Origin of the sequence: Corynebacterium sp. HMSC064E08, from assembly GCF_001811805.1 — a bacterium.
Lineage (GTDB): Bacteria > Actinomycetota > Actinomycetes > Mycobacteriales > Mycobacteriaceae > Corynebacterium > Corynebacterium jeikeium_D.
This window is the reverse complement of the sequence record NZ_KV806691.1, coordinates 69,291-82,483: the sequence shown is the minus strand read 5'-3', so window position 1 is coordinate 82,483 and position 13,193 is coordinate 69,291. Positions and strand designations below refer to the sequence as shown.

12 protein-coding genes and 1 tRNA gene are annotated in these 13,193 nt (G+C 59.1%); 10 read left to right on the top strand and 3 right to left on the bottom strand.

Annotated features, from left to right (window positions below; genetic code table 11):
• Positions 1-81 precede the first annotated feature (81 nt).
• Entirely contained in the window at positions 82-1,311 is a 1,230-nt protein-coding gene (locus tag HMPREF2820_RS00400) for an HNH endonuclease signature motif containing protein (protein ID WP_070602188.1), read from the top strand.
• Here HMPREF2820_RS00400 and HMPREF2820_RS00395 read toward each other — a convergent pair.
• Positions 1,308-1,634, bottom strand: a complete 327-nt coding sequence (locus HMPREF2820_RS00395) for a transglycosylase family protein (protein WP_005511827.1) — start codon at positions 1,632-1,634, stop codon at positions 1,308-1,310. The genes HMPREF2820_RS00400 and HMPREF2820_RS00395 overlap by 4 nt on opposite strands.
• Before the next feature lie 93 nt (positions 1,635-1,727).
• On the opposite strand from HMPREF2820_RS00395, the gene HMPREF2820_RS00390 reads away from it, so the two are divergent.
• Both HMPREF2820_RS00390 and HMPREF2820_RS00385 read left to right on the top strand, forming a co-directional pair.
• Positions 1,728-2,741: an App1 family protein gene (locus HMPREF2820_RS00390; RefSeq protein WP_070602186.1), complete on the top strand. Its 1,014-nt coding sequence runs from the start codon at positions 1,728-1,730 to the stop codon at positions 2,739-2,741.
• Positions 2,738-3,430 carry an AAA family ATPase gene (locus HMPREF2820_RS00385; RefSeq protein WP_070602184.1) on the top strand — a complete coding sequence of 231 codons (693 nt, stop codon included), beginning with the start codon at positions 2,738-2,740 and terminating at the stop codon, positions 3,428-3,430. The genes HMPREF2820_RS00390 and HMPREF2820_RS00385 overlap by 4 nt, the downstream gene beginning before the upstream one ends.
• Here the strand turns inward: HMPREF2820_RS00385 and HMPREF2820_RS00380 are convergent.
• Positions 3,414-4,796: a DHA2 family efflux MFS transporter permease subunit gene (locus HMPREF2820_RS00380; RefSeq protein ID WP_070602182.1), complete on the bottom strand. Its 1,383-nt coding sequence runs from the start codon at positions 4,794-4,796 to the stop codon at positions 3,414-3,416. The genes HMPREF2820_RS00385 and HMPREF2820_RS00380 overlap by 17 nt on opposite strands.
• A gap of 59 nt (positions 4,797-4,855) precedes the next feature.
• Here HMPREF2820_RS00380 and HMPREF2820_RS00375 point away from each other — a divergent pair, with 59 nt between their 5' ends.
• On the top strand, positions 4,856-5,272 hold the full coding sequence (locus tag HMPREF2820_RS00375) for an iron chaperone (RefSeq protein ID WP_070602180.1): 417 nt from the start codon (positions 4,856-4,858) through the stop codon (positions 5,270-5,272).
• 376 nt (positions 5,273-5,648) lie between these two features.
• Here HMPREF2820_RS00375 and HMPREF2820_RS00370 read toward each other — a convergent pair.
• A tRNA-Leu gene (locus tag HMPREF2820_RS00370) sits at positions 5,649-5,732 on the bottom strand.
• A gap of 309 nt (positions 5,733-6,041) precedes the next feature.
• Between HMPREF2820_RS00370 and HMPREF2820_RS00365 the strand changes: the two genes are divergently transcribed.
• The 6 genes from HMPREF2820_RS00365 (at position 6,042) to HMPREF2820_RS00340 (ending at position 13,165) form a co-directional block, all read left to right on the top strand.
• Positions 6,042-6,941: a DUF3662 and FHA domain-containing protein gene (locus HMPREF2820_RS00365; protein ID WP_070602178.1), complete on the top strand. Its 900-nt coding sequence runs from the start codon at positions 6,042-6,044 to the stop codon at positions 6,939-6,941.
• Between the two features lie 149 nt (positions 6,942-7,090).
• A complete protein-coding gene (locus tag HMPREF2820_RS00360) occupies positions 7,091-7,552 on the top strand; it encodes an FHA domain-containing protein FhaB/FipA (protein WP_016421758.1) in 462 nt (153 codons plus the stop codon).
• Positions 7,549-8,883 (top strand): PP2C family protein-serine/threonine phosphatase, encoded by a 1,335-nt coding sequence (locus HMPREF2820_RS00355; protein WP_049193413.1) that lies wholly within the window; start codon positions 7,549-7,551, stop codon positions 8,881-8,883. Before HMPREF2820_RS00360 ends, HMPREF2820_RS00355 begins: the two co-directional genes overlap by 4 nt.
• Entirely contained in the window at positions 8,880-10,241 is a 1,362-nt protein-coding gene (locus tag HMPREF2820_RS00350) for an FtsW/RodA/SpoVE family cell cycle protein (RefSeq protein ID WP_069358904.1), read from the top strand. Before HMPREF2820_RS00355 ends, HMPREF2820_RS00350 begins: the two co-directional genes overlap by 4 nt.
• Positions 10,242-11,678 carry a penicillin-binding transpeptidase domain-containing protein gene (locus HMPREF2820_RS00345; protein ID WP_070602177.1) on the top strand — a complete coding sequence of 479 codons (1,437 nt, stop codon included), beginning with the start codon at positions 10,242-10,244 and terminating at the stop codon, positions 11,676-11,678.
• A gap of 2 nt (positions 11,679-11,680) precedes the next feature.
• Positions 11,681-13,165: a serine/threonine-protein kinase gene (locus HMPREF2820_RS00340; RefSeq protein ID WP_070602175.1), complete on the top strand. Its 1,485-nt coding sequence runs from the start codon at positions 11,681-11,683 to the stop codon at positions 13,163-13,165.
• Positions 13,166-13,193: the final 28 nt, after the last annotated feature.

Below are 13,193 nucleotides of genomic sequence, written 5' to 3'. Positions count from 1 at the left end.
TTACAAGCCAGAAAGGCGTCTGTAAGATAGCAAGTAAGTTCGAAAGAAAACCGACAACCATTGGAGCACCAGGGGGATCCAATGAAGTCCGAACAAGTACCCGAACCATATTGGGCTCATGAGAATTCTGAAGATGAGCTCTCAGCACTCGCGCGGGCTACCAACCGCGCCCAACTTGAGTTAATTGAAGCCTGCTGCCCTGCAGGTGATGATGACGTTGAAAACCATGCCGCTCGCATCAGCGTTCGGTTGGGAATCACTCGCAGTGAGGCACTGCGTATCTGTGACATTGGCCTGTTGCTGGAGAAAATGCCACAGTTGGCGGAATATGCCCGGGAAAGCTGCGCATTATCCATGCGGCAACTCGGCATCATTGCACATGGCGTAGTCGGCATCGAGCCTGATCAAATACCCGATGCAGAGAAGAAGATTCTGGCATTGGTTACGCCACGGAAGCGTCGTCAAGCAATGATTGGTCCTCGCACGCTCACCACCAAAATTGGTGATATTGCTGCGGATTTGGATGACCGCGCTCGTGCCGACGGCACAATTCCCACCATCACCGATACGGAATCGGTGACTCTGGTGGAACGTCCCGACAGCTACTCCCAAATCATTCTCACCCTGCGGCCGGACCGCGCCTATTTTGCCATGTGCGCAATTGAAACGGTCTTCCGCGCGAATGAGGAAATGACGCAGGCGGATGCATTTGTGGAACTCATCCACCAGCGCACCAATGCGGAAGTTGTGCTCAATGTTTTCCGCGAGCCCCACAGTGATGACGCCTGGCTGGACGGGGCCGGCTGGCTAGGCGCGCTGGTCACGGAGGAGTGGATGCAAAAGGTGACGCATGTCCGCCTCTCAGCAGACAGCGCCACCAATGGTTACCGCCCAACTCCAGCGCAGGTCGCCCGCGTCCACGGTCGCGATGGAACATGTCGCTTCCCCGGCTGCGAAGTCCCAGCGTACAAGTGCGATATTGACCATATCGCGCCGTACAACCAGGAAGACCCCGAAGCCGGTGGTCCCACCGACACGCAGAATCTGCACTGCCTATGCAGGAAGCACCACAACCTGAAAACCCACAAGCTCTGGGATATCACCGCTTATGAGGACGGCTCAGAGGTGTGGTCCTCTGCCGACGGCGTTACCGCGGCGACCGTCCCGGCCGGACCATTAGCCGGGTTCGGCCGACAGACTTTTGACAAACGCGCTACTCAGAAGACGAAAGCACGCCATGACCACTACATGAAGTGGTGGCTGTCATTCGCGGCTGTACCAGATCTGGTCTTTGATGATGGGGAGGATTAACCCAGCGGACCACCGCAGTTCGGCCATGCGCCAGCACCCTGGGAGGCAAGCACGCGCTCGCCAATCTCAATCTGCTGCTCCTTAGTGGCCTGGTCAGCTGTCGGTGCGTACTGGTCACCGCCGTGGCCACTCCAGGTCTGCTGCGAGAACTGCAGTCCGCCGTAGTAGCCGTTACCGGTATTGGTCTGCCAATTTCCGCCGGACTCACAAGCCGCAACCTGATCCCAGGCGCTAACTGATGCAGCGTTAGCGGCCGCGGTCGGGGCAGCAATCATGCCTGCTGCCACAGCGGCGGATGCGATGAACTTACCGGAAAAACGCATAAAAAGAGAACACTCCTAAAGGGTTGACTTTTCTCTTGGGCGACCAACCTACGCGCACCCTCCCCCGTCCTGTCAACCCGTATCCTGGAAAGCATGTCCGTGGCAGATGTCGTCCGCAAGACCGAGAGAAGGATCAACGCGCTGGCCGCCAAGCGTTCCAAAAACGCTGGTTGGGAACCGGAAATCATCGGTTTCACCGGGTACGGAAATGCAGAGCGCGTGCGCGTATTCGGCCGTGTCCTCCTGAAGGATCCGGCCAAAAAACGAGACGAAGAACGAAACAAAAAACGCGGATTTTGGCAGTTCTTTACCGTCGAACTCGCGGACTTTCCTGTCACCATCACTGCTGGCAATCGCACGGTGGAAACCAACACGGATAGCAACGGCTATATCGAGGTACTAATCAGGAATCACGGTCTGGAACCCGGCTGGCACGAAATCACCATCAACGACACTCCTGCAGAGGTCCTCATCCTCTCCCCGGAGACCAAATACGGCATCGTCTCCGATATTGATGACACCGTGTTGGTCACCATGCTGCCGCGCGCCCTCATCGCCGCCTACAACTCCTGGGTCAAAGAGACAGATGAGCGCAAGGCCGTCGCTGGCTTCAGCGAGTTTTATGCGCAGCTTCGCCGTCGTTACGCGAGCAAAACCGACGAGGACACGGACGTCCCCGTCATCTATCTCTCCACCGGAGCGTGGAACACCTTCAGCACACTAAAAAGATTCCTACACCGCAACAACCTGCCGAAGGGTCCGCTGCTTCTCACCGATTGGGGGCCAACGCCCACCGGCCTATTCCGCTCGGGCAAGGAACACAAGAAGGTGCGACTTCGCGACCTGTTTATTGACTTCCCCGAAATCAACTGGATCCTCGTCGGCGATGATGGCCAGTACGACCCGCTCATCTACGGCACGGCCGCGGCGGAGCATCCGGACAAGGTCGCGGCCATCGCAATCCGCAACCTCACTCCCAGCGAGCACGTGCTCTCTCACGGCACGGCAGTGCCAATTGAAAAGCTGGAGAACAAGGAGGTCCCGTTCATCGAGGGCGCCGACGGCTATGAACTGCTCAAACAGATTGACCAGCTGCCGCAACCATGATCTACCTCCGCCATGCCCGTATTCACGATGATGCCGAGCTCCCGGCGTACGTCGTAAAGCTCGCGCTGCCCTTCCCCATGACCTTCACCACGCCGATTACCATCTTGACCGGAGAAAACGGCAAGGGAAAGTCGACGGTGCTGGAGGCGTTGGCATCGGCGATGGGGGTCGATACAGACGGCGGCTCGCGATACAAGACGCAAGAGCGCACCTCCCCGGTCCCACTGGCGCTGACCAGGCGCAATCCCCCGGATACATTTTTCTTTCGCGGCGACGCGCACCTGAACCTCGCGCGCTATTACGAGTCGCTTGGGCAGCTACCAGGTGGCAGAGAAATGGCAGACCTCACCCAGATGAGCCACGGCCAATCCATCATGACGCTGGCCGAACGCCGCTTCAACGCCGAATCACTGATCTTCCTCGACGAACCCGAAGCCGGCCTGTCGGTACTGCGTCAGCTGGAACTCCTCGGCCGCCTCGGCGCGCTCGCGGAAGCCGGCGCACAGATCATCATGGCGACGCATTCCCCCATCCTGCTCGCCGCGCCAGAAGCAACGATTATTTCGCTTGACGACGCCGACACCACCCACTTCGAAGACACCCTCGCGGTACGGGCAACCAGGGACTTCCTAGCCGATCCCGTCGGCATCGCGGACTACATGGTGGAGCGTTTTACTTCGGATTCTTAAGCCCCAGCGCCGCCACGACACCCACGGCCGACAGTGCCACCGGTAGCCACATCGCGTCACTCATGGCGGTGGTGAAGTCGCCACGGTTACTGCTGAGCGCCGCGGCCATGACGGTGGCAATCAGTGCGCTGCCCAGCACACTGCCAATCTGGCGGATGGTGTTGTACACACCGGAAGCGGCACCGGCGAGGGACGGGTCGATGTTGCGGGTGGCAGCCGTCGACAGCGTGCCCCAAATAAACGCGTTTGCCACACCGAATGCGGCGCCCGGCAGCAGCAGCCACAGCACGGAAAGGTCCTCGTGGATGAGGTAGTGGAACCCGAGCATGCCCACCAGTGAGGACCCAAAACCAATCAGCGCGAACTCACGGAACTTCAGCCGGTCTAGCATTCGCCCAGTCCACGGTGCCATGACACCGGAGATGACCGCCTGCGGCACGAGCAGTAGTGAGGCTTGGATGGTCGATAGGTCGCGGGCATTCTGGGCGAAGAGGATGATTGGGAAACCAACCGCGACCACCAGCGCCCCCGTCACAGCAATCGCCAGCGAGGAGATGGTGAAGTTGCGATCCTTAAAAAGGGACAGCGGCATCAACGGTTCGGCCGTGGTCTTGGCCTCCCACGCGGTGAATAGTCCAAGAACCACCACGCCACCGGCAATCAGTGCCCAGATCCAACCGGACCAGTCGGCACTCTCCCCCTCCTGAATGCCGAAGACCAGCAGGAACATACCAATCGCGCTGAGTACAACACCGAGATAATCAATCTTGTTGCGGTGCGTCTCAAAGGTCGGCAGATAGCGGAACGCAAAAACGAGCCCGATCAGCCCAATCGGCACATTAATGAGGAAAATCCAGCGCCAACTCAGCAGCTCAATCAACACGCCACCGGCCAGCGGCCCCGTCAGCGAGGCAATTCCGGCCGCCGCACCCCACAGGCCCATCGCCGCACCGCGATGCGCCGGCGGAAACATCTGCGTAATCAGCGCCATCGTCTGCGGCGTCAGCAGCGCGGCCCCCAGTCCCTGCACCACGCGGGCAATGATCAGCATGCTTAACGACGGCGCCAACCCACACGCCAGCGACGCCAACACGAAGATAACCAGGCCCGCTACATAGGTGTGCTTGACTCCCCAGAGGTCACCGAGCCTGCCAGTAATGAGCAACGGCACGGCATAGGCCAGCAGATAACCACTGGTCACCCACATGACCTGGTTGAGCTCACCGCCCAGTTCATGCTGGATGGTGTTGATACCAACGGTGACAATGGTGGCGTCGACCAGGATCATGAAGAAGCCGAGTAACACGGTCCATAGCGCTGGCCACGCCTTTTTGGGATCAAACTGAGTATTCAAATCTGTAGCCACTCGGAGTTATGTTAGTTGATGGCTCGGGTGTTAGTTGATGGCACAGTAAAATCCAGGCTATGGCTGTTCAGCATATGACCGATGAAACCATCGCCGAGTTCTTCGCCAATCACCTCTCGCGGGTAGATGATGACACGCAGCGCGCTGTCGCTCTCGAGGTGTTGGAATGGGTTCATGAAAAGTACCCGGAACTCGGCGTTCGCATTGCCTGGAATCAGCCGATGTTCACGCTCGATGGCACTTTTATCATCGGTTTTTCCTACGCCAAGAAACACATGTCCATCGCCCCAGAGCGCGACGGCATTGTGAAGTTCTCCGACGAGTTCGATGCCCGCGGCCTCTCCTACGGAAAAATGATGGTCCGCTTCCCCTGGCCAAAGGATGGCAAGGCCGAGTCCATGCCGCTGGACCTGCTGGCCAAAATGATTGAGTTCAACATCGAGGACAAGCGCGGGATGACCAAGTTCTGGCGGTAGGTCGGGGTTAATTACCAGCCCGGGAACGCGAGCCAGTTGCAATGCCAGCTAGCCGACGCATCCGACGACTTGTGGCCACGCTATTCACCTATCGATGCGCTGCAGCGTGTCCACAAGTGAATAGCGCATCGACAAGTGAGAGGGCCTGGCCCACAGCGTGCGCATAAGTGCCGAAAAACCATCGATAAGTCAGGGGAATCCCTCGATAAGTCCCCGAAACCTGGCCATAAGTGCCGGACAGGGTTACGGGAGAGTTAAAGAACAAGCCAACAACCTCAGCTCAGCATCTGCCCTGTTTCAACCCAAGCCCCGCTCGAACCGCCACCGCAAACAAAAAAATCCTCGGAAGCTTTTAAACTTCCGAGGATCTTCGCTGTGGGCGAAGGGGGACTTGAACCCCCACGTCCGTAAAGGACACTGGCACCTGAAGCCAGCGCGTCTGCCATTCCGCCACTCGCCCGTGGGAACGAATAGAACTATAACACCCTGCGCTAATACACCACCAAATCCCCAGGCCAGCGCGCGTTTTTCACAACTTTTCACCACTTTTCAAGCACTTTCCAACGGCATTTAAGACGCCTTTTTCACCCTTAGTACCAGCAACTTCCCCCACAACCGTCGTCACTATTTGATAAACCTCAGCAGTTCCTAGCCCTTAACTGAAGGTGTAGGGCTCTATACTGTTGCTTAAGTATCGATAATTTTTGTGCACATTTTTTTCACGTAACCCGCCGCGGGTTGGCGGGAGAAGGCGAATTTCTTTAGTCAGATGGATTTCCTAGGACGCATCCGCAAGCTCGATAGCTCGCTTCAGCGCGGGCTCGATAACAGCTTTGCGCGCGTGTTCGGCGGCAAGGTTGTCCCGAATGAGTTAGAAGAATGCCTGAAGCAGGAAATTGAAGACTTCCTGATGCAGGACGCCAACGGTCAGTACTTGGCACCCAATGATTTCCGCATTGGCATCAGCGCTGCCGACTACAAGAACCTTTCTGCGTCCGAGCCCAACCTGCCGAATCAGTTGGCTGACCGCATGACGCGCTACTGCCGTAACAACGGCTGGGGCTTCACCGGTTCCATTAGCGTCCACCTGCAGGCAGTGGAGTCTCTCCACACCGGCCAGTTGAAGACGGCCAGCACTTTCACCGAGGACACCGTGGGCACCTCGGAGTTCGTCCCATTCGAGGACAGTGCCGATGATGCCAACACTGACGCAGCCCCGTCGCAAAGCGATGAGGAACCCCAAGCTGCAGAGACCTCTGCCGCCTACCACCCGCAGCCGGAAGCTGAGCAGTTCCCCACTGCTTCCCGCCCCATCCCCGCAGTCGACCCGGAAGCGGCAACTGAGCTGAGCAGCGCGACCGTGGGCGAAGACCAGCCCCAGGAAAAGACCGTCACCCTGCTGTTGCAGGACGGCTCCTCGCGCGTATTTGAGGTGCGCCATGGTTCGAACATCATCGGCCGCGGCACCGCTTCCGACTTCCGCCTCCCGGATACTGGTGTTTCCCGCCAGCATGCCGAAATCACGTGGGATGGCCAGGACGCTGTGCTCGTCGATTTGCATTCGACCAACGGCACCATTGTCAATGGCGAACCCATTGAGAACTGGCTGCTGGCTGACGGCGACGAAATCTCGCTGGGGCATTCTGTTCTCGAAGTTCAGATCCGCTAGTTAAATCCGCTGATTCAGATCCGCTAAGTAGTGAGGTTCACCAGGTTCACATGCCACTGCCCTAGGTTTGCCGACACATTCCTGGAATAATTACGTCCGTGTGTTCGGTTTGCGGACCCACCAGCTCTACATAAGGAGGTTCCTCGGACGTGGAAGCTATCGTTTTTCTGCTTTCGCGCATCGGCGTGCTGGTCGTCCTGTGGTTTTTCATTTGGATGACGCTTCGCACCCTGCGTACAGAAACAACAGGCTCGGCTCCGCTGCGCCCACTTCGGCAGGCCAGCAGTGCTCCGGCCAAGCGTTTCCAGCGCTCGCAGACTCCACATCAGCTCCTTGTCACCTCCGGGCCGCTGGCGGGTTCGCGCATGAACCTAAACAACCAACGCGACATCACTATTGGCCGTTCAGAGTCGAATGCCTTCGTTCTCAACGATGACTTCGCCTCGGGCCAGCACGCTCGCGTCATCAACCGCGACGGCATCTGGTACCTGGAAGACCTGGACTCCCGCAATGGCACATTCCTCAATGGCCAGCGCGTGGAACAGCCGGAACGCCTGGCTTCGGGTATGGAATTTCGTATTGGCCGTACAACTTTGAGGTTGCAACCATGAGTCTTGCTCTGAATTACACGGCCCGCTCTGACCGCGGCCTCATCCGACAGAACAACGAGGACTCCGCCTATGCGGGTTCGCGTCTGCTCGCGCTTGCCGACGGCATGGGTGGCCACGCCGCCGGAGAAATCGCATCTCAGCTGATGATTGCGGCCGTCTCTCGGCTGGACAATGATCAGCCCGGCCCCGATTTGCTCGAGTCCCTGCGCAGCGCCTGCATGGAGGGCAATAACTCCATCGCGGATGAAATTGAGCAGAACCCCTCTACGCAAGGCATGGGCACTACGCTGACTGCTCTGCTTTTCGACGGCACCCGCCTGGGCATGTGCCATGTCGGTGACTCGCGTGGCTATCTGCTGCGCGACGGGGAGCTCATCCGCATTACCCGGGATGACACCTATGTGCAGTCCCTGGTGGATGAGGGCAATCTCACCGAAGAAGAAGCGGCAATTCACCCTCAGCGCTCACTGATTTTGAAGGCTCTCACCGGTCGCCCGGTGGAGCCTACTTTGTCTTATCGCGATGTTCACGAGGGCGATCGCTACCTGCTGTGCTCGGATGGTCTATCCGATCCAGTGTCCGCGGACACCATCAAGGATGTGCTCTCGGAGGGCACTCCGGACGAGGCCGCTACCAAGCTCATTGACTACGCGTTGAAGTCCGGTGGTCCGGATAACATCACCGTGGTGGTTGCCGATGTTGTCGATTCGTCGGCACGCACGCCTTACGAGCCCGCCCTGGCCGGTGCCCTGCAGAGTGCGGAGGAGGAACTCCCCCGCCCCAATACGTCAGCGGGACGCGCGGCGGCACTCCGCCCGCGGAAGTCACAGGAAATTGCAGTGACTTCGGCGCCGGAGAAGAAAGCTTCCAAGGGCAAGTGGCTAGTTATTTCTGTGGTGCTGGTGCTGGTGGCCGGGTTGGTCGGCCTTGGTATTTGGGGCTGGCAGAAGAAGGAGTCGATGTACCATCTCGCGGTGGTCGACGGGCAGGTGCAGCTGATGCACGGCGTGCCCGGCAGTTTGCTGGGCTTCGATCTGCAAGAGCCACATCAGTTCATCTGTTTGACCGATGACAATAAAGTTCAGCTTCCTCCGGCTGGGACGGCGAAGGAGAAGGTCGACTGCCACATCATGACGCCGGAAGATCTCTCACCGGCGGCACGCAATTCGCTGGAAGGTCTGCCAGCTGATTCCTACAACGGTGTCAGCGACCAGATTGGACGTTTGGCGGAGTCGGCGCTGCCGGTGTGTCTGTCCGTTTCCGACGATGACAAGAAGGATGAAAAGCTGGGCTCGAAGCCAGGAGTCAACTGTAGGCAGGTGCGAAAATGAGTGAAACTACCACGAAGCGACAGCTTCGGATGAAGGAAATGCTCCTGCTGCTGCTGTCGGCAGGATTGTTGCTTTTGGCACTAATTTCGCTGGAACTGGCTCAGGGTAACTCTCTGACCGGAGATGTCTTTTACATCATTGGCGGATTCTTTGTGATTTTTGCAGTGGCGCATATCGCGCTGACCTTTGTGGCGCCCAACGCCGATCAGGTGATGCTGCCGGTTGCAGCAACGCTCAATGCCTTGGGGCTGGTGATGATTCACCGCCTCGACCTGGCCAATGACACCTCGTTGGTGCGCAATCAGATCATGTGGACCGTACTCAGTGTCGCACTGTTTATCGGCGTGATTGTCCTGCTGCGCAACCACCACTCGCTGTCGCAGTACTCGTATCTGCTGGGTCTCGGCGGCTTGATTCTGTTGGCGCTACCGCTGGTGTGGCCGTCGTCGATTAATGCTGATGCCCGCATCTGGATTTCCATCGGCCCGTTCTCCATGCAGCCGGGTGAGTTTGCCAAGGTCATGCTGCTGATCTTCTTTGCTCAGCTGCTGGTGAATAAGCGCTCGCTGTTCAATGTGGCGGGCAAGCGTTTCCTGGGCATTGATTTCCCGCGTGTTCGCGACCTGGGTCCGATTCTGCTGATCTGGGGCATCGCTACCGTCATCATGGCTCTGCAGAATGACTTTGGCCCGGCGCTGGTGCTCTTCGGCACTGTGCTGGCAATGCTCTACGCTGCCACCGGTCGTGGTTCCTGGCTGATCATCGGCATGGTGCTGGTGACCGTCGGCGTTGTCGGTGTCTACATGGTTTCGGACAAGATTCAGGCGCGAGTCACGCATTTCCTGGATCCGTTGGGCTCCTACGACGAGGGTGGCTACCAGCTCTCCCAGGGTCTGTTCGGCATGAGCTGGGGTGGCATCGGTGGCACCGGTCTGGGCCAGGGCTACCCACAGAACATTCCGGTGGCACACTCTGACTTCATCCTCTCGGCCTTTGGTGAGGAGCTCGGTTTTACCGGCCTGAGTGCCATCATCCTGCTGTTCGCGATTCTGATTTCCCGCGGTATTTCGGCGAGCTTGGCGGTACGTGATTCCTTTGGCAAGCTGCTGGCGGCCGGTGTCGCATTCTCGATGGCCATTCAGCTGTTCGTGGTTGCAGCCGGTGTTTCCAAGCTGATGCCGCTGACCGGTCTGACTACTCCGTTCATGTCAGCCGGTGGTTCCTCACTGTTGGCCAGCTACATCATGTTGGCCATCGTGTTGCGCGTCTCTGACGAGGCCAACCGCCCCTGGGGTATTCCAAGCAACCCTTCGGGCCTCAACGACAATGTCAACGCATCTCAGGAGGTGAACCAGTAGATGAATAAGACCATTCGCCAAATCTTTGTTGTCGTTCTCGGACTCTTCGTTCTTCTACTGGCGAACCTGACCTACATCCAGGGCTTCCAGCAGGATAAGTACGCCCACAATCCGCTGAATAGCCGTCAGTTCCTGGAGGAAAAGTCCAAACCTCGCGGCCAAATCACCACTGACGGCGACATTCTGGCCCACTCGGTCAAGGGCGAGAGCGGCTTCTATGACCGCAGCTACGACACCGACCCGGAGGCATATGCCGCGGTGGTCGGATACCTGTCGGACATCTACGGCTCCGCCGGTATCGAACGCTCTCAGAACGAGATCTTGAACGGCAGCGACCCTTCGCTGTTTACCTCCCGCGCCCTCGACATGGTCACGGGCAAGGAACCCTCTGGGGCCTCCACGGAGCTGACGCTGTTGCCGAACGCTCAGCGGACTGCGTACCAACAACTCGCTGAACGCGGCTACGTCGGCTCCGCCGTCGCCATTCGCCCATCGACGGGTGAAATTCTCGCGATGGCCTCCACACCGTCGTTCAACCCGAATGACATCACCGCCGGCGACGAGAGTACCTGGCAGTCCCTCAACAACAATGAGGGCGCACCGCTGCTCAACCACGCCACTCAGCGTCCGCTGCCGCCGGGTTCCACTTTCAAGGTGTTGACCACGGTCACGGCACTGGAGCAAGGCGCTTCCCCGGACACCTCGGTCACTGGCGCACCGCAGATTACGCTGCCGGATACCACCACTACGTTGGAGAACTACGGTGGCTCGACCTGTGGTGGGGCTACTACAACTCTCCGCCAGGCTTTCGCGCAGTCCTGTAATACGGCATTCGCTGAGCTCGGTATGCAGTACGGGGCCGATGCGCTCAAGGACGTCGCTAAGCGATTCGGCATCGGTGAGACCCACGATGACGCGGGCCTGCCGATTCAGCCCTCCGCTGTCGGTGATATTCCGGATCAGTCCTCGCTGGGTCAGACCTCCATTGGTCAGCGCGACGTGTCCTTCACGCCGCTGGACAACGCCATCATCGCCGCCACGATTGCCAACGGCGGCGTGCGCATGGAACCCCAGATCATCAAATCGGTGCGCGGTGCCGACCTCTCCGAGATCAAATCCTTCAAGCCGATTGAAGCCGGCGAGGCGATTTCGCCGGAGGTCGCGGAGACCGTAACTGAGCTGATGCGCGGCTCCGAGTCGCACTCGGGCGGTAACGGTTCGCGTATTGCCTCCAAGACCGGTACCGCCGAACACGGTGCTGTCCGCGGCGAGTACGCACCGCACGTCTGGTACATCGCCTTCGCGCCGGACTCCGATGTCGCCGTGGCTGTCGTCGTGGAAAACGGTGGCGGCCAGGGCCAGGGCGCTACCGGCGCCTCCGTTGCTGCCCCGATTGGCCGTGCACTCATTGACGCGGTCGAACAGGCGGGTCGATAAGCATGGATGCCCACCAAGTTCAAGACATCGTTGGCGACCGATATCACGTTCGCCGTCTGCTCGGCCGTGGCGGCATGTCCACCGTCTGGCTTGCCGACGACGCCACCAGCGGCGAACTGGTTGCAATCAAACTTCTGAACCAGGAGTACTCGGACAACTACGAGTTCCGGCAGCGTTTCCAGAACGAAGCCGCCGCTGCGCGCAGCGTCAACAGCCCAAACGTGGTGAAGATTGTCACCTACGAGGAAGGCGATATCGGCAGCCACGGCGCGTGTTACATCGTCATGGAGTACATCCGTGGCGAATCTCTGTCGCAGGTGCTGCAGCGGCGTCGCACCCTGCCAGAGCACCTGATGCTCGACGTTCTGGAGCAGACTGCACACGGCCTGTCGGCAATTCACGCTGCGAACCTTGTCCACCGCGACATTAAGCCAGGCAACCTCCTGGTGACGCCGGAGGGCACGGTGAAAATTACCGACTTTGGCATTGCCAAAGCCGCTGAAGCGGTGCCTCTGACGCGTACCGGCATGGTCGTCGGTACCGCGCAGTATGTCTCACCGGAGCAGGCGCAGGGCAAACAGGTGAGTCCGGCGACAGACATCTACTCGCTTGGCTGTGTCGCCTACGAAATGGTGGCCGGCGCCCGGCCCTTCCAGGGCGACTCCACCGTCGCGGTTGCCGTGGCACACATCAACGAGGCACCACCTGCGTTGGCGCCGACGGTCAATCCGCATATCCGCGAACTTATCGGCATTATGCTGCGCAAGGATCCGCAGCGTCGCTATGCCGATGGCCGTGAGCTGGCACAGGCTGTTTTGCGAGTGCGCGCGGGGCACCGCCCACCGCAGCCGCGTGGTGTGACCCCAACGGTGCACCGTCAATCCAACGCTGCCAACCCGGCGACCACCGAACTCGGTGCCATGACGCGACCGCCCATGCCGGTGTCGCAGCCACCGCAGCAACCGCAGCGGCCACCGCAGCAACCCGCCCGACAGCGTAAGCCGGCAAAGAAGCGCAGCGGCTGCGGTTGTGGCTGCGGCAGCATTGTGCTGTTGGTGCTGCTAGTGTTGCTGGCCGGTGCTATCGCGGTCGTCTATTCGCTGTCGACTACCGGTTCACTGCCAACCATTCCGAACTTGGAGCAGTACATTCCGAACCAGTCACAGCAGCAGACCACAGAGGAAAACACCGACCCCAACGACGGTTCTGGTTACGGTTGGTCGGGCGACAATTCCGGTAACTGGGGAAATAACGACGGCGGCAACTCTGGGGAAAACTACGGCGGCAACAATGACGGTGCCTCTGACAGCTCCACTGAGCAGGACACCAGCGAGACCGCTCCGGATACGTCCGAACCGACTCAGGATTCGGGCAACGACAATGGCAACGACAGTGGCGACGACTCCAGCGGCGGTGGTCTGCCCGGTATTCAATTGCCCCTGGGAAATGACTCCGGTAATACCTTGGGGACTCCAGATGCACAGTAATATTCAGGTACAAGATGTTTTGGTGGAA